The sequence below is a fragment of the Mycobacterium sp. NBC_00419 genome, assembly GCF_036023875.1.
GTDB lineage: Bacteria > Actinomycetota > Actinomycetes > Mycobacteriales > Mycobacteriaceae > Mycobacterium.
In genome coordinates, this window is the sequence record NZ_CP107931.1 from 764,380 (window position 1) to 779,406 (window position 15,027).

The 15,027-nt window shown below is 67.7% G+C and carries 16 protein-coding genes and 1 tRNA gene; 9 read left to right on the forward strand and 8 right to left on the reverse strand.

Annotated elements, in window-relative coordinates:
- Positions 1 to 58 precede the first annotated feature (58 nt).
- Positions 59 to 934, forward strand: coding sequence for a TIGR03619 family F420-dependent LLM class oxidoreductase (locus OG976_RS03680; RefSeq protein ID WP_328358035.1), 876 nt, complete (start codon positions 59 to 61; stop codon positions 932 to 934).
- A 1-nt stretch (position 935) separates the two neighbouring features.
- On the opposite strand, the gene OG976_RS03685 is transcribed toward OG976_RS03680, so the two are convergent.
- Positions 936 to 1,823, reverse strand: coding sequence for a bestrophin family ion channel (locus tag OG976_RS03685; RefSeq protein WP_328358038.1), 888 nt, complete (start codon positions 1,821 to 1,823; stop codon positions 936 to 938).
- 24 nt (positions 1,824 to 1,847) lie between these two features.
- Positions 1,848 to 2,582: a VIT1/CCC1 transporter family protein gene (locus OG976_RS03690; RefSeq protein ID WP_442930419.1), complete on the reverse strand. Its 735-nt coding sequence runs from the start codon at positions 2,580 to 2,582 to the stop codon at positions 1,848 to 1,850.
- A gap of 101 nt (positions 2,583 to 2,683) precedes the next feature.
- Here OG976_RS03690 and OG976_RS03695 point away from each other — a divergent pair, with 101 nt between their 5' ends.
- The 4 genes from OG976_RS03695 (at position 2,684) to OG976_RS03710 (ending at position 6,197) form a co-directional block, all read left to right on the forward strand.
- The gene (locus OG976_RS03695) at positions 2,684 to 4,597 is read left to right on the forward strand and encodes an acyl-CoA dehydrogenase family protein (RefSeq protein ID WP_328358041.1); all 1,914 of its coding nucleotides are present in this window, start codon (positions 2,684 to 2,686) and stop codon (positions 4,595 to 4,597) included.
- A gap of 96 nt (positions 4,598 to 4,693) precedes the next feature.
- The gene (locus OG976_RS03700; protein ID WP_328363137.1) at positions 4,694 to 5,350 is read left to right on the forward strand and encodes a hypothetical protein; all 657 of its coding nucleotides are present in this window, start codon (positions 4,694 to 4,696) and stop codon (positions 5,348 to 5,350) included.
- The gene (locus OG976_RS03705) at positions 5,347 to 5,934 is read left to right on the forward strand and encodes a cytochrome c oxidase subunit 3 (RefSeq protein WP_442930420.1); all 588 of its coding nucleotides are present in this window, start codon (positions 5,347 to 5,349) and stop codon (positions 5,932 to 5,934) included. Before OG976_RS03700 ends, OG976_RS03705 begins: the two co-directional genes overlap by 4 nt.
- Positions 5,934 to 6,197, forward strand: coding sequence for a cytochrome C oxidase subunit IV family protein (locus tag OG976_RS03710; protein WP_328358045.1), 264 nt, complete (start codon positions 5,934 to 5,936; stop codon positions 6,195 to 6,197). The genes OG976_RS03705 and OG976_RS03710 overlap by 1 nt, the downstream gene beginning before the upstream one ends.
- A gap of 18 nt (positions 6,198 to 6,215) precedes the next feature.
- Here OG976_RS03710 and OG976_RS03715 read toward each other — a convergent pair.
- Positions 6,216 to 6,288 (reverse strand) — tRNA-Asn (locus tag OG976_RS03715).
- 148 nt (positions 6,289 to 6,436) lie between these two features.
- Between OG976_RS03715 and OG976_RS03720 the strand changes: the two genes are divergently transcribed.
- Entirely contained in the window at positions 6,437 to 6,688 is a 252-nt protein-coding gene (locus tag OG976_RS03720) for a hypothetical protein (RefSeq protein WP_328358048.1), read from the forward strand.
- Between the two features lie 10 nt (positions 6,689 to 6,698).
- Here OG976_RS03720 and OG976_RS03725 read toward each other — a convergent pair whose 3' ends face one another.
- Genes OG976_RS03725 through OG976_RS03735 form a run of 3 tightly spaced genes read right to left on the reverse strand, consistent with a single transcriptional unit; the run spans position 6,699 to position 10,260 of the window.
- Positions 6,699 to 7,016: a DUF7155 family protein gene (locus tag OG976_RS03725; protein WP_328358051.1), complete on the reverse strand. Its 318-nt coding sequence runs from the start codon at positions 7,014 to 7,016 to the stop codon at positions 6,699 to 6,701.
- A 55-nt stretch (positions 7,017 to 7,071) separates the two neighbouring features.
- Complete coding sequence (gene dnaG / locus OG976_RS03730) at positions 7,072 to 9,003, reverse strand: DNA primase (RefSeq protein ID WP_328358054.1); 1,932 nt, start codon at positions 9,001 to 9,003, stop codon at positions 7,072 to 7,074.
- 9 nt (positions 9,004 to 9,012) lie between these two features.
- Positions 9,013 to 10,260, reverse strand: a complete 1,248-nt coding sequence (locus tag OG976_RS03735) for a deoxyguanosinetriphosphate triphosphohydrolase (RefSeq protein WP_328358057.1) — start codon at positions 10,258 to 10,260, stop codon at positions 9,013 to 9,015.
- Positions 10,261 to 10,293: 33 nt separating this feature from the next.
- Between OG976_RS03735 and OG976_RS03740 the strand changes: the two genes are divergently transcribed.
- Positions 10,294 to 12,309 (forward strand): TPM domain-containing protein, encoded by a 2,016-nt coding sequence (locus OG976_RS03740; RefSeq protein WP_328358060.1) that lies wholly within the window; start codon positions 10,294 to 10,296, stop codon positions 12,307 to 12,309.
- An 81-nt stretch (positions 12,310 to 12,390) separates the two neighbouring features.
- Here OG976_RS03740 and OG976_RS03745 read toward each other — a convergent pair whose 3' ends face one another.
- Positions 12,391 to 13,773 carry a glycine--tRNA ligase gene (locus tag OG976_RS03745; RefSeq protein WP_442930421.1) on the reverse strand — a complete coding sequence of 461 codons (1,383 nt, stop codon included), beginning with the start codon at positions 13,771 to 13,773 and terminating at the stop codon, positions 12,391 to 12,393.
- A gap of 133 nt (positions 13,774 to 13,906) precedes the next feature.
- Here OG976_RS03745 and OG976_RS03750 point away from each other — a divergent pair, with 133 nt between their 5' ends.
- Positions 13,907 to 14,242, forward strand: coding sequence for an ArsR/SmtB family transcription factor (locus tag OG976_RS03750; RefSeq protein WP_328358065.1), 336 nt, complete (start codon positions 13,907 to 13,909; stop codon positions 14,240 to 14,242).
- Positions 14,239 to 14,670 carry a Fur family transcriptional regulator gene (locus OG976_RS03755; protein WP_328358068.1) on the forward strand — a complete coding sequence of 144 codons (432 nt, stop codon included), beginning with the start codon at positions 14,239 to 14,241 and terminating at the stop codon, positions 14,668 to 14,670. The genes OG976_RS03750 and OG976_RS03755 overlap by 4 nt, the downstream gene beginning before the upstream one ends.
- Here OG976_RS03755 and OG976_RS03760 read toward each other — a convergent pair.
- Positions 14,667 to 15,011: a hypothetical protein gene (locus OG976_RS03760; protein WP_328363140.1), complete on the reverse strand. Its 345-nt coding sequence runs from the start codon at positions 15,009 to 15,011 to the stop codon at positions 14,667 to 14,669. The genes OG976_RS03755 and OG976_RS03760 overlap by 4 nt on opposite strands.
- Positions 15,012 to 15,027: the final 16 nt, after the last annotated feature.

Consider the following 15,027-nt stretch of genomic DNA (forward strand, 5'->3'; position numbering starts at 1 on the left):
TCTGGCCGGCGTCGAGCAAGATGAGTTCGGCGAGACGCCGTCAGGCCCGAGGAGGACGATGCAGTTCTGGTGCGGCACCCCGTTCATGAAGCGACCGGCCGAGGCCCCCGCGGTGGCCCGGATGGTCGACGAGGCCGGCTACGAGGGCATGATCTGCGCCGACCACCTGATCTATCCGCGGGTGCTGCGCTCGCCCTATCCCTCGCCCAGCGGTGAACCCGGCTGGGCGCCCGAGACGCCGTGGCCCGACAGCTGGGTGCTGATTGGTGCGATGGCCGCGGTGACCACGCGGCTGCGGTTCTCCAACGCGATCTACGTCGCACCGGCCCGGCCGCTGCTGGAGGTGGCCAAGCAGGTGGCCACCGCCGCTGCGCTGTCGGAGGGACGGGTGTCACTCGGTGTCGGAATCGGTTGGATGCGTGAGGAATACGAGCTGTTGGGCCAGGACTTTTCCAACCGTGGCAAGCGACTGGACGAGATGATTCCGGCGCTGCGCGCACTGTGGCAGGGCGGCTGGGTGTCGTGGGACGGGACGTACTACCAGGTTCCGGAGATGATGGTCGAACCCCATCCCCCACAACCGGTTCCGATCTGGTGCGGTGGCGAATCCGAGGCGGCGCTGCGCCGCGCGGCGAAGCTGTGTGACGGTTGGATAGGCACGGCCTACAGCTGGGACGGCGCGGTGGCCTACGTCGAGAAGCTCAACGCTCTGCGGCGCGAATTCGGCCGCAGCCGAGAACCTTTCGACATCATGGTGGCGTTACTCGAGCGGCCGTCGCCGGATCTGTACAAACGCGCCGAGGACATCGGCATCACCGCAGTGATGTGTGCCCCCTGGGTCACCGAACCGGATATCGACACCGGCACCGACGTCGAGCGCTTTCGCGCACCGATCGAGCGGTTCGCCCACGCCGTCGTGGCCAAATGCCGGTGAGCTAACGCCACACCATTGCGGTGGCGCTGTCTTGAGGCTGCGCCAGCGGATGCCCGGCGCCGAGCAGGTTGCCGGTGATCAGGGTGCACAGCCGGTACATCGGCAGGTCGAACACGGTGTTGCTCATCGGTTCCTCGATGAAGTGGCCCACCCGTTCGGCGATCACGAAGACCGCCATCACCAGAAATCCGATCACGATGCTGGCGATGTGGTGACTGGCGCCGTCGAGGCGGTTGAACACCATGATCCCGAAGAACCAGGCCATCGCCCGGATGAACAGGTCGTAATGAATCGGCACCGGCTGGTTGCGCACCCGTTCCAGCCCGCTCTGCGCGGTGACTGTTCCGGTGTTGGCCGCCATCAGCATCACCCGGGCCTGATCGTCGATATACCGGCCGGCCCGCAGCTTGTGGATGTCGTCAGCCTGGAAGACGATCAGATCGGTGGCACTGGCGTCGGCGGGGTCTTCCGGGGTGAGCTCGACAACCCCTGGTACCGCGGGGATTCCACGCATTTCGGCGGCGAGCTGCCAGGCGTGGCGGACCTGGCGGCGGCGCATCCGGTTCACGATCGGGGCCATCGCCGCCGCCCCGGTGTCCACAGACTGAAGACCGTTGTGCAGGGCCCTGCTGTTGATGATGATGCCGCCCCACAGCGTCCGCGCCTCCCACCATCTGGCGTAGGCGTTGCTGTTGCGGAAGCCGATGAAGATCGAGGCGGCGATGCCGAGAACCGACAGCACCGCCAGCGCGTTCTCGCTCTGCACGGCGTCGGGGATCGGCATCATCAACGCCGCGACGATCACCACCGCCAGCAGGTCATAGCGCAGCTGCCACACCAGTACCCACGCGACCTTGACCGGTCCGGCCACCCCGACACTTCGGATCATCGCGACAGCGTAAGGGCCAACCCGTCAGAGGACGCGGCCAACAAGCATTCCGACCAGGTACGTGGCGGCGATCGCAACGACCCCGAAGATCAGCTGCCGTCCGGCGCCGAACCACAGCGAGCCCTTGGTGAACCGGGCCGCGACAGCCCCGGCGACCAGCAGGCCCACGCCGCCGAACACCAGCCCGGGCCACAACGATTCGGCACCGAACAGGTACGGCAGCAGCGGGATGATGGCGCCGACGGCGAACAGCAGGAACGACGACACCGCGGCCACCATGGCCGACGGCTTCTCCCGCGGGTCCACACCGAGTTCCTGGGAGAGGTGGAAATGCACGGCCTTGTCCTCGTCGAGGTGGATCTCCTCGGCGGCTGTGCGCGCCGTCGGCTCGGTCATCCCCATGTCCATCAGCATGGCGACGAGTTCGATCTGCTCGGCATGCGGATGACGCTCGAAGGCCAGCCGCTCGGCGCGCACCTCGGAGTCGAGCTGCTCGTTGGCTGTGGTGACCGAGGTGTACTCGCCCAGCGCCATGGAGAACGCCCCGGCCAGCAGTCCGGCGACGCCGCTGAGGACGACAGTTTGCGCGCCGGCGCTCGCGGCGACACCGGCGATCAGTGCGGTGTTGCTCACCAGGCCATCCATCGCGCCGAACGTGGCGGCACGCAGCCAGCCACCAGTGACGTCGGCGTGAGAGTGGTCGATCTCGTGCGGAAGGGCAACCTCAGGCTGCATGTCGCCCCCGGTCTGTTCGGCCATGACGGCTATTCAACGCGGCTCGTCGAGGTCACATCGACTCAGGTTTACCTGTGTTTGCCACAACGGCGTTTGCGCGGACAACGAGCGGGTTACTTTCACGTATGACTACCACTGCTGAGCATCTCCGGAATGCGCTCGATGGTCGCTGGCGCGATGTCAAGAACGAGGTCCGCGCCGAACTGGCGACGGAGGTGTTCCGGCCGCACTACACGCCCAACACCGCGATCGCCCGCGCCAAGGTTGCCGAGCAACTGAAGATCATGGCGGCCGCAGGCGCCGCCGAGGACGGCTTCCGCAAGGAGTACGGCGGCAACGGGGATGTCGGCGCCGCGGTCACCCGCATCGAGATGCTGGCGATGTCCGACCTGTCACTGATGGTCAAAGCCGGTGTGCAGTGGGGCCTGTTCGGCGGGGCGATCGAGAACCTGGGCACCGAACGTCACCACCAGGCCTATGTACAACGGATCATCGACGTGGACCTACTGGGGTGTTTCGCCATGACCGAGACCGGCCATGGCAGCGACGTTCAGTCCATCGAGACCACGGCGACCTACGATCCGGGCACTGGAGAATTCGTCATCAACTCCCCCACCCCATCCTCACGCAAGGACTACATCGGCGGTGCGGCGCAAACCGCAAGGGTGGCCGCTGTTTTCGCCCAGCTGATCACCGGCGGCGAAGGACACGGGGTGCACTGCTTCGTCGTCCCGTTGCGCGACGAGGACGGAAACGACCTGCCCGGCGTCACCACGTCGGACTGCCACTACAAAGGTGGGCTGCCCGGTGTCGACAACGGGCGGATCATGTTCGACCACGTCCGCGTTCCCCGGGAGAACCTGCTCAACAAGTACGCTGACGTGGCACCCGACGGCACATACTCCTCGCCTATCGAGAACCAGAACCGCCGGTTCTTCACGATGCTGGGCACCCTGATCCGCGGGCGGGTCACCGTCGGCGGCAGCGCGGCGGCGGCGGCGCGGGTGGGCTTGGACATCGCGGTGCGGTATGCGTTGCAGCGCAGGCAGTTCAGCGCACCCGACGACGAGGGCGAAGTGCTGATCATGGACTACCTGGCGCACCAGCGCCGGCTGTTCCCCCTGGTCGCGCGCTCCTATGCGCTGCAGTTCGCCCAGAACGAACTGGTCGCCCGGCTGCACGACCTGCAGACCTCCGAGGACCCCGACGCCGAGGAGCAGCGCGAACTGGAGTCAAGGGCGGCCGGACTGAAGGCCGCCAACACCTGGCATGCCAGCGCCGCCATCCAGGAAGCGCGCGAAGCCTGCGGTGGCGCAGGCTATCTCGCCGAGAACCGGCTGATCGCGCTGCGCGCCGACACCGACGTGTTCACCACGTTCGAAGGCGACAACCATGTGCTGACCCAACTGGTCGCCAAGGAACTGCTGACCGCTTACGCCGACGACATCAAGGGCATGAGCCCGGTCGAATGGGTGCGCTTCGCCGCGAACTTCGCCGGCGACCGGGTGCTGAAACGGACTGCGGCAGAGACGATCATGCAGACCATCCTCGACACCCGCCAGGACAACGAGGAGGAGGGCAGCCTGTTCAACCGGGGCACCCAGGTCAAGATGTTCGAGGACCGCGAGCAGTACCTGCTCTCGACGGTGGCCCGGCGCCTGCAGGGCAAGTCCAAGGAGATGCCGGCGTTCGAGGCGTTCAATGCCGTCCAGGACCACGTGCTGCACACCGCGCAGGCCCATATCGACCGGATCGTGCTGGAGGCGTTCGTCGCCGGGATCGACGCCTGCGAGGACGCCGAGGCGCGCCGGGTGCTGGAGATGGTGTGCGACCTCTACGTGCTCACGGTGATCGAGGAGGACAAGGCCTGGTTCATCGAGCACCGGTTCTTGTCCACCGAGCGGTCCAAGGCCGTCACCCGGGGCATCAACGAACGCTGCCGGACGCTGCGGCCCTATGCCGAGGCACTCGTCGACGGCTTCGGGATTCCGGAGCAACTGCGGTACGCCGAGATGCTGCACCCGGAACACTTGGCCTGAGTTTTGACATTTTTGACAAAACGCCGGTGATTTCCCAGTAGCCTCACCGCCGTGGAACTGACGCTGCAGCGAATTGGTGCCTGGTCCGGGACGATCATGTTGATCCTCTACGGGACGTGTATGTCGGGGCTGGCGCGGATGTTCCCGCCGATGTCACCGGTGTGGTCCGCTCAGGAGGTCGCCGACTTCTACGTCGACCACAAGATCTGGATCCGGATCGGTGTCGCGGGGTGCCTGCTGACATCGGTGATCGCCCTGCCGTTCCTGGCGACCATCGTGCTGCGCATCCGCCGCGTCGAGGGTCACTGGGGCATGCTGACGGTCACCCAGCTGTTCGCCGCGGTGATCTTCGTTCCCGCCCTGCTGTTTCCGTTCCTGGTGATGGCGGCCGCGGCGTTCCGGCCGGAGACCAGACCCGCCGAGATCACCATGGCTCTCAACGACGTGTTCTGGCTGATGTTCATCGGCATCGTGGGAACGATCATCATGCAGAACATCGTGCTGGCGATCGCCTCGTTCATCGACAAGACCGATCCGTTGACCTTCCCGCGGTGGTACGGGTACCTCAACCTCTGGGTGGCGCTGCTGTCGCTGCCCGGCTGCGTGGTCGTGGTGTTCAACGACGGACCGCTGTCCTGGTCCGGCGTCTTCGCGTTCTACATCCCCGGCGCGGCCCTGACCGTCTGGATGTTCACCACGACCTACGTGCTGTTGCGCGGGATCAAGGCCCAGCAGCGGGCCGAGGCGCCGTGACCACGGTCGGGGAATCGGCACCGCCGGCCCCCCGTCGCATCCCGGGCGAGCAGGGCACCTGGGTGTTCCTGTTCGGCGACATGGTGGTCTTCGCCGTGTTCTTCGCCACCTTCATGGTCGAAAGATCAAAAGCACCAGTCATTTTCGATTCGGCCCGCAAAACCCTGCACCTCAACATCGGACTGGTCAACACCCTGGTGCTGCTCACCAGTTCGCTGTTCGTGGTCGCCGCGGTGGGGGCGCTGCGCACCGGTGCCCGTACGCTCGCCGCACGCGCCCTGCTGGCCGCGATCGGCTGCGGCGTGACGTTCGTGGTCCTCAAGATCAGCGAGTACGTGATGCTCGCCGGCGACGGGCACAGCCCCGGCGACAACCACTTCTACCTGTACTACTTCATCCTCACCGGGCTGCACCTGCTGCACGTGCTCATCGGCATCGTCGTGCTGGCGCTCATGCTCACCCAGACCCGCCGGGTCGACCTGTCCGCAACCAGGCTGGCCGTCATCGAAGGCGGCGGGTGCTTCTGGCATCTGGTCGACCTGTTGTGGATCGTCCTGTTCCCTCTGCTGTATCTGGTGAGCTGATGCTGTCGCTGATCCCCGTGCGCGCCCGCGTGAGCTGGTTGATCCTGGTGGCTGCCACGTGCGCGTCGTGGGCGCTGGGGGCCGAGCACGGCACCGGCTCGGTGGTCGTGGTGGCCGTGCTGGGTATCGCCGCGGTGAAGGTGCGGTTGGTGGGCCTGGATTTCATGGAGCTGAGGCACGCGCCGATACCGCTGAGGGTGGCCTTCGAGATCTACTGCGTGGCGTTGTGGGCCCTGTTGTCGGGCCTCTATCTGTGGCTGTAGCCACGCTGGGCAATGCTGCTCCCCCGGATGGACTCGAACCATCAACCTGCCGATTAACAGTCGGCTGCTCTGCCAATTGAGCTACAGGGGACTGACTTCCCGGCCAGGCGCGCTTGCGCTGACGCGGACCGGAGAGTGACTCTAGCCTACTGGGGACCCTCGACGCCAAAACGGGTGGACGGGCATCGACCCACCCGCGTCAGGCAGGATGGTGGAGACCAGCCGAGGAAGGGAGCGCAGTGATTCGGTATCTGGCCGTACTGGGCGTGGGCTACGTGTTGGGCACCAAAGCCGGACGACGTCGCTACGAGCAGATCGTGGGTACCTACCGTGCGCTCACCGATAATCCCGCCACCAAGACAGTGCTCGACGCGGGTCGCCGCAAGATTGCCGACCGGGTCTCACCGGACCCGGATCCGAAGATGGTCACGCTGACCGAGATCGACGCGGAAACCACCGTGGTGGAACCACGGCGGCCTGAAGCGAGATAGGGCCGGGAAACTAGCCCAGCGGGATGCTGATGGTCTGGCCCGGCATCAGCGGGCCGGTGGTGATGCCGATACCGCCGCCGTTTCCGCCGTTGGTATCGGGGCCGTACACGCCGAGTTGCGGCGTACCGATGAACGTAGGCGTGCCGTTGGAGTACGAGATGCACTGGCCGTCGGTGCGCGAGCCGACCCAAGCCAGGCAGGTGCCGGTGGCCGAGGTGCTCGAGGTGCTGGCATCGGTCAGCGCCGCCAGGGCCGGCACCGCAGCCGCGGCCACGGCGAGCGCGCCGAAGGCGGCGATACGCCGGGCACGAGTGTTTGCGGTAGTCATATCTGACCTTTCGCCGGAGACAGGCAGCGTGTTAACCATACCGTGATCACAGTTTTCACGCAGTCATGTCGTCGCCGCTGGCCTGCTCGAGCAAACTGCGCCGATACGACTCCAGGGCCACCAGGTCGCCGAACAGTGCGTGATATTCGTCTCCCTGTTCGACCGGCGACATCCGCTGCAACTTGGACTTGACCTCGGCGACCTGCCGACCGACCCAGACCTCCTGCAACCGGGCCAGCACGCCACCGATGTAGCGGGGCAGCTTCTCCTCGTCCTCGACCCGGATCGCCTCCACCCCGAGCTCGGTGATCAGGCCCTGAGCAGCCGGGGAGCCGCTCTGCTCGCGCACCGCGTCGATCCACTGGCCACCGCTGATCCCCGACGACGTCCCCCCGGCGGCCTCGATCGCGACGCGCACCGCCGTGTAACCCGGGTGGGTGAAGCTCTCGGCGGTCAGGGTGTCGAAGACGGGCCCGGCCAGCGCCGGGTACTGCAACGCCGCCTTGAGCGCCTCGCGCTGCGGCCACAGCGTCGGGTCGCGCGGATCGGGCCGCACCGCCCCGGCCTCGGCAGGCGATTTAGGCCGCGCGGGCTGCCGCCGGTTGTCGCCGCGCCCGCCGGGCTTGTGGCCGGCCTCCTCACGAACCCGGGAGATGACCTGGGGCACGTCGTCCCAGCCCACCCAGCCGGCCAGCTGCCGGGCGTACTCGTCGCGCAGGCTCGGGTCCTTGATCTGGGCCACCATCGGCACGCAGCGACGCAACGCCGATACCCGACCCTCGGCGAGCTCGAGGTCGTGCTCGGCCAGTGCGGTGCGGATGGCGAACTCGAACAGCGGTGTGCGGCGGGCTACCAGGTCGCGCAGCGCGCCGTCGCCATGGGCCAGCCGCAGATCGCACGGGTCCATCCCGTCGGCAGCCACGGCCACGAAGCTCTGCCCGGCCAGGTTCTGCTCGCCCTCGAACGCCTTGAGTGCGGCCGCCCGGCCGGCGGCGTCGCCGTCGAAGACGTAGATCAACTCGCCCCGGAAGAACTTGTCGTCCATCATCAGCCGCCGCAGCATCGACAGGTGCTCGTCGCCGAAGGCGGTGCCGCAGGAGGCGACGGCGGTGGCGACGCCGGCCAGGTGCATTGCCATCACGTCGGTGTAGCCCTCGACGACGACCGCCTGGTGCCCCTTGGCGATATCACGCTTGGCCAGGTCGATGCCGAACAGCACGTTGGACTTTTTGTAGAGCACCGTCTCCGGGGTGTTGACGTACTTGGCTTCCATGGTGTCGTCGTCGAAGATGCGGCGCGCCCCGAAGCCGACGGTTTCGCCGCTGGCCGTGCGGATCGGCCACAGCAGCCTGCGGTGGAAGCGGTCCATCGGCCCGCGCCTGCCCTCCCGCGACAGCCCGGCGGCTTCGAGTTCCTTGAATTCGAAGCCCCTGCGGATCAGGTGCTTGGTCAGCGAATCCCAGCCCGACGGCGCGAAGCCGCAACCGAACTGCCGTGCCGCGGCAGCGTCGAAGTTGCGTTCGGTCAAGTACTTTCGCGCCGGCCCGGCCTCGTCGGACTCCAGCGCGGCGGCGTAGAACTCCTGGGCGGCGGCGTTGGCGGCGACCAGCCTGCTGCGGCTTCCGCGGTCGCGCTGCACGCTGGTGCCGCCGCCGCTGTAGGTGACGGTGTAGCCGATGCGGTCGGCCAGCATCTCGACGGCCTCGATGAAGCTGATGTGGTCGATCTTCTGGAGGAAGGCGTAGACGTCACCGCCCTCGCCGCAGCCGAAACAGTGGAAGTGGCCGTGGTTGGGCCGCACGTGGAACGACGGCGACTTCTCGTCGTGGAACGGGCACAGACCCTTCATCGAGTCCGCACCGGCGCGGCGCAGCTGGACGTAGTCGCCGACGACATCCTCGATGCGGACCCGCTCGCGGATGGCGGCGATATCGCGGTCGGAGATGCGACCCTTGCGGTCTCCCCCTGCGCTCACGCCACCGGCCATCGGCACAGTCTAGAGCGCGTCGATGCGCTCGAGTCTGCCCTCGGTGTAGGAGGCGATCTGGTCGACGACGACCCGCATCCGGGCACCGTCGTCGGCGGCCGCATTGAACGCCGGCACGAAGATCGGGTCGAGGGTGGCGGGCGCGCCCTGCAGCAGGAAGTGCGCCACCGCGTGGATGCGATCGCGCTGGCGGGCCTGCAGATCCAGGTGCCGCGGATCGGACATGATGAATTGCAGCGCAAGCGTCTTGAGCACGACGACCTCGGCGCGCACGGTCGCGGGCACCGCAAGGTCGGCCTGGTAGCGGACCAGCGGCTGCGGCCCGGCCGTCTCATGGGTCAGCGCGATCGCGGCCGAGGCGAACCGCCCGACCAACTCACTGGTCAGCCGCTTGAGTGCCACCGACGCGGTCAGCGTGCCGTCGTACTTGCCGACAGCGGCGACCACCGGCAACCGGGACAGCCGCCTGGCGGCCTCCTCCAGATCGTCGGCGGCGAGGGTGTCCGACTCCCCCAGCCGGGCCAGCGTCGCCGCGGCGTCGTCCTCGGCGAGCACCCGCAGGTCGATGCGGCCCGAGACCACGCCGTCCTCGACGTCGTGCACCGAGTACGCCACGTCGTCGGCCCAGTCCATCACCTGCGATTCCAGGCACGGCCGCTGTTCGGGCACGCCGCCGCGCACCCAGTCGGCCAGTTCCCGGTCGTCCTCGTAGAAGCCGAACTTGCGGCCGCGGGTGCCGCGGAACCATGGGTACTTCGTCACGGCGTCCAGCGCCGCGCGGGTGAGGTTGAGCCCGACGCTGCGCCCTTGGGCGTCAAGCACTTTCGGCTCGATACGGGTCAGGATGCGGAAGTTCTGTGCGTTGCCCTCGAAACCGCCGCACGAGGCGGCGAACTCGTCGAGGGCACGTTCGCCGTTGTGCCCGTAGGGCGGGTGCCCGATGTCATGGGCCAGCCCGGCCATGTCGACCAGGTCGGCGTCGCAGCCCAGCGGAATGGCCATTCCCCGGCCGATCTGGGCGACCTCGAGGGAATGGGTCAGCCGGGTGCGCGGGTTCTCGCTCTCCCGCGGACCCACCACCTGGGTCTTGTCGGCCAGCCGGCGCAGTGCGGCGCAGTGCAGCACCCGGGCCCGGTCCCGGGCGAACTCGCTGCGGTGCTCAGCACTGGTCCCGGGCAGCCCCGCCGCCTTGGGCGGTTCGGTCACCACCCGTTCGTGATCGGCCTTGTCGTAGCGGCCCTGCTGATTCGTCGTCACCGAGGCACAGTCTGCCAGCTACATTTGACCCTCATGCGCATCGCTCGTCTGCTCAGCCTGCTCGCCGCCATCATGACGGCCGCGACCCTGGTGGCACCGGCAGCCACAGCCGAGCCGCCGTTCCGGCTGCCCGACTACGTCACCGACAACGCCGGCGTGCTCTCCGACAAGCAGATCTCCGATGTGCAGAAGGCCGTCGACCAGCTCTACACCGACCGGCGGGTGCGGCTGTGGGTGGTCTTCGTGGATTCCTTTGCACCCAAGGGCGCCATGTCCTGGGCGCAGGACACCCGCCGGATCAGCGATCTGGGCGACGAGGACGCCATCCTCGCGGTGGCCACCCAGGACCGGTCGTATTCGTTCCTGGTGCCCTCGGCCGCGGCAGGCGGCAGTTCCACCAAGGTCGACGACATCCGCCGGGACCGCATCGAGCCCGCCCTACGCTCCAACGATTGGGCGGGCTCCGCGATCGCCGCCGCCAACGCCCTGGGCACGCTCGGGGCGGCCGGCGGCGGTGCGACGGCCGCCAGCATCTCGTGGGTGCCGGTGCTGATCATCGCCGCGATTCTGCTGCTGGCCGTGGCGCTGCTGATCCTGTGGAGCCGGCACCGCAAGCGCAAGCGCCACCAAGCCGAGGTCGAGGCCGCCAAGCGGGTGGACCCGACCGATCCCAACGCCCTGGCCGCGGTGCCCGTCGACGCCCTCGACGAGCTGTCCCGCTCGATCGTCGTCGACGTCGACAACGCCGTCCGCACGAGCAGCAACGAACTCGACCTGGCCGTCGAGGAATTCGGGCCGAAAGAGACCGAGCCGTTCGCCACGGCCGTCGAGAACGCCAGGGTCACCCTCAAGCAGGCGTTCAACGTGCGCCAGCAGCTCGACGACGACGTCCCCGAGACCCCTACGCAGCGCCGTGACCTGCTGACCCGGGTGGTCGTCGCCGCGGCCCGGGCCAACCGCGAACTCGACACCCAGACCCAGTCGTTCCACCAGCTGCGCGATCTGGTGATCAACGCGCCGGACCGCCTCGATGCCCTGACCCGGCAGCTGGTCGACGTCACCGCGCGGATCGAACCGTCGCAGCAGAAGCTGACCCAGCTGCACAGCGAGTTCGCCGACTCCGCCCTGGCGTCGGTGGCCCGCAACGTCAACGCGGCCAAGGAGCGGGTGGCCTTCGCCGACGAGTCGATCTCCCGCGGCCGCGAGCTGGTGGCCAAGCCGGTCGCCGGCAAGCAGTCCGAACTGGTCGACTCGGTTCGCGGTGCGGAATCGGCTCTGCAGCAAGCGACGTCGATGCTCGACGCGGTGGACAGCGCGGCCAGCGACATCCGTAAGGCGGTGAGCACACTGCCGGCGGCGATCGCCGACATCCAGAACGGCATCAACCAGGCCGCCACCCAGCTGGCCCAGGGTGAGCTGGCCAACGCCGCCGAGCTGTCCGCTGCGCGCGACACCGCCGTCAAAGCGGTCACCGCGGCGCAGAGCACCGGGGCGGCCGACCCGCTCGGTGCGTTCACCCAGCTGACCGAGGCCGACGCCCAGCTGGACCGGCTGCTGGCCGCGGTGGCCGAGGAACGCGAGGCCGCCGAGCGGCTGAGCCGGTCCTATGACCAGGCCCTGTTCACCGCGCAGTCGCGGGTGCGCTCGGTCTCGGACTACGTCGACACCCGGCGCGGCAGCGTCGGCCCGGAGGCACGGACCCGGCTCAACGAGGCGGTGCGCCAACTGGAGGCCGCCCAGTCCAAGAAGGCCTCCAACATCACCGAGGCCATCGCGCACGCCAACGGCGCGTCGCTACTGGCCGCCCAGGCCCAGCAGCTGGCCAACAGTGACGTGCAGGCCGCCCAGCGCGCCTACATGAATCACCATGGCGGCGTTGGCCGTTCGTCGGACATGGGCGCAGTGATCGGCGGCATCATCCTCGGCAACATTCTGTCCGGCGGTCGCGGCGGCGGCTTCGGTGGCGGCGGCGGTTGGACGTCGACCACCTACGGCGGGTCGCAGGGCGGCGGCGGTGGCGGGATGCTCGGTGGCGGCGGGCGGTTCTAGCCCTTCAGCCGCGAGCGTGCGCGAAGTGCGCTCACCGACGGCGTGTCGCTGTACCGACACGCACGCTCGCGCAGAGGCGCGCTAGCCCTTCAGCCGCGTCGCGAGGTAGTCGACCACCGAGTCGATACCGATGCGCTCCTGGGTCATCTGGTCGCGTTCGCGCACGGTGACCGCATGGTCCTCGAGGGTGTCGAAATCGACTGTGACGCAATAGGGCGTGCCGATCTCGTCCTGGCGGCGGTACCGCCGCCCGATCGCGCCCGCGTCGTCGAACTCGATGTTCCAGTACTTGCGTAACTCGGCGGCCAGGTCCTTGGCCTTGGGCGTCAGGTCGGCGTGCCGGGACAGCGGCAGCACCGCAGCCTTGACCGGCGCCAGCCGCGAATCCAGCCGCAGCACCGTGCGCTTGTCCACCCCGCCCTTGGCGTTGGGCGCCTCGTCCTCGGCGTAGGCGTCGACCAGGAACGCCATGAACGAACGGGTAAGTCCCGCTGCGGGTTCGATGACGTAGGGGACGTAGCGGGTGTCGGCGGCCTGGTCGTAGAACGACAGGTCGGTGCCGGAGTGCTCCGAATGCGTCTTGAGGTCGAAATCGGTGCGGTTGGCGATGCCTTCGAGCTCACCCCACGGGTTGCCCTGGAAGCCGAACTTGTACTCGATGTCGACGGTGCGATCGGAGTAGTGCGACAGCTTCTCCTTGGGATGCTCGAAGAGCCGCAGGTTCTCCGGCTCGATACCGAGGTCGACGTACCACTGCAGCCGGGTGTCGATCCAGTACTGATGCCACTCGCGCGCGGTGTCGGGTTCGACGAAGAACTCCATCTCCATCTGCTCGAACTCGCGGGTGCGGAAGATGAAGTTGCCCGGGGTGATCTCGTTGCGGAAGCTCTTGCCGATCTGGCCGATGCCGAACGGCGGCTTCTTGCGTGAGGTGGTGACCACGTTGGCGAAATTGACGAAGATGCCCTGCGCGGTCTCGGGCCGCAGATAGTGCAGGCCCTCCTCGGTCTCGATCGGGCCGAGGTAGGTCTTGAGCATCATGTTGAAGTCGCGCGGCTCGGTCCACTGCCCCTTGGTGCCGCAGTCCGGGCAGGTGATGTCGGCCATCGGCACCGAATCGGGGTCTGAAAGGCCCTTCTTCTCGGCGTACGCCTCCTGCATGTGGTCCTGGCGGTGCCGCTTGTGGCAGTTCAGGCACTCGACGAGCGGGTCGTTGAAGACCTCGACGTGGCCGGAGGCCACCCACACCTCGCGCGGCAGGATGATCGAGCTGTCCAGGCCGACGACGTCGTCGCGACTGGTGACCACCGAGCGCCACCACTGCCGCTTGATGTTCTCCTTGAGCTCGACGCCCAGCGGGCCGTAGTCCCACGCCGACTTGGTGCCGCCGTAGATCTCGCCGGACTGGTAGACCAGGCCTCGCCGCTTGGCGAGGTTGACGACGCTATCGATCACGGACGCCACGATGGGTGTCACTCCTTTGTCTGTCGGTGGGCAACAGTTCCTTAGCCTAGCGACCCGCAGATGCCGCCCTGTTCGCCCCGCGGCAGAGCACCGTCGTTGAAATGCACAACTGCGCATGTATTCTGGGTCCTATATGAAAACCGTTTCCAATTGGACTGATGTCGACGCGTCGCCGCACCTGCCTGCCGACCTGCTCGATCGCGCCGGTGAGTTGCTGCGCGCGCTGGCCGCGCCGGTGCGCATCGCCATCGTGATGCAGCTGCGCGAATCCCAGCGCTGCGTGCACGAACTCGTCGACGCCCTCGACGTGCCGCAGCCGTTGGTCAGCCAGCACCTGCGAATCCTCAAGGCCGCGGGCGTCGTCGCCGGCGAGCGGTCCGGGCGCGAAGTGATGTACCGGCTCGTCGACCATCACCTGGCCGAGATCGTCGTCGCCGCGATCACCCACTCCGGAGAGGACCACACGTGACCGGGGCGCAGACCCGCACAGCGGGGACCGGAGTACGCGCGACGCGCCAGCGGGCTGCCATCATCGCCCTGCTCGATTCCGTCGAGGAATTCCGCTCGGCCCAGGATCTGCACGACGAGCTTCGCCGCCGCGGCGACAACATCGGCCTGACGACCGTCTATCGCACGCTGCAGTCATTGTCGTCGGCCGACCTGGTGGACATGGTGCGCACCGATACCGGCGAGTCGATGTACCGGCGCTGCTCGGCACCGCATCATCACCACCACCTCGTGTGCAGGCACTGCGGTTCGACGGTGGAAGTCAGCGGCCGTGAGGTCGAGGCCTGGGCCGCCGAAGTTGCCCAGGCGCATGGCTTTTCCGACGTCAACCACACCATCGAGTTGTTCGGCACCTGCGCCGACTGTCTGAGCGCAGCGGCGGCAACCTAGTCGGTAAGGGCTGCCCGCGCGTCGACCCCGCCCGCGAGCACCATCAACACCAGCGTGCTCAGCGCCTGATTCTCCAGGCCCTCGCCGGGGAAGTTGTAGCGCAGCATCACATCACCGCGCCTGCCCGGCTGCTCGACCAGCGTCACCGTCCCCAGCATCGTCGACTGCGCTTGGGCGGCAACACGTTTGCGTAGATCAGCGGTCAGCGGGAGATCCCAGGCCAGCACCTGGGTCACCGACACCATCACGATGTCCTCGGCGATCGTGACCGTCCGCAGTGACGCGAACGTGCCGTCGTGGCGCACCGTCAGCGCGCCGTCCTCCTCGACGTCGACCGGCATGACGTCAGTGAGTGCC

What these genes read in the sequence shown, in the direction of transcription:
- OG976_RS03680 (WP_328358035.1), top strand. Translation starts at nt 59, where the DNA reads ATGCAGTTCTGGTGCGGCACCCCGTTCATGAAGCGACCGGCCGAGGCC.
- OG976_RS03685 (WP_328358038.1), bottom strand. Translation starts at nt 1,823, where the DNA reads ATGATCCGAAGTGTCGGGGTGGCCGGACCGGTCAAGGTCGCGTGGGTA.
- OG976_RS03690 (WP_442930419.1), bottom strand. Translation starts at nt 2,582, where the DNA reads ATGGCCGAACAGACCGGGGGCGACATGCAGCCTGAGGTTGCCCTTCCG.
- OG976_RS03695 (WP_328358041.1), top strand. Translation starts at nt 2,684, where the DNA reads ATGACTACCACTGCTGAGCATCTCCGGAATGCGCTCGATGGTCGCTGG.
- OG976_RS03700 (WP_328363137.1), top strand. Translation starts at nt 4,694, where the DNA reads ATGTTGATCCTCTACGGGACGTGTATGTCGGGGCTGGCGCGGATGTTC.
- OG976_RS03710 (WP_328358045.1), top strand. Translation starts at nt 5,934, where the DNA reads ATGCTGTCGCTGATCCCCGTGCGCGCCCGCGTGAGCTGGTTGATCCTG.
- OG976_RS03725 (WP_328358051.1), bottom strand. Translation starts at nt 7,016, where the DNA reads ATGACTACCGCAAACACTCGTGCCCGGCGTATCGCCGCCTTCGGCGCG.
- dnaG (WP_328358054.1), bottom strand. Translation starts at nt 9,003, where the DNA reads ATGGCCGGTGGCGTGAGCGCAGGGGGAGACCGCAAGGGTCGCATCTCC.
- OG976_RS03740 (WP_328358060.1), top strand. Translation starts at nt 10,294, where the DNA reads ATGCGCATCGCTCGTCTGCTCAGCCTGCTCGCCGCCATCATGACGGCC.
- OG976_RS03750 (WP_328358065.1), top strand. Translation starts at nt 13,907, where the DNA reads ATGAAAACCGTTTCCAATTGGACTGATGTCGACGCGTCGCCGCACCTG.
- OG976_RS03760 (WP_328363140.1), bottom strand. Translation starts at nt 15,011, where the DNA reads ATGCCGGTCGACGTCGAGGAGGACGGCGCGCTGACGGTGCGCCACGAC.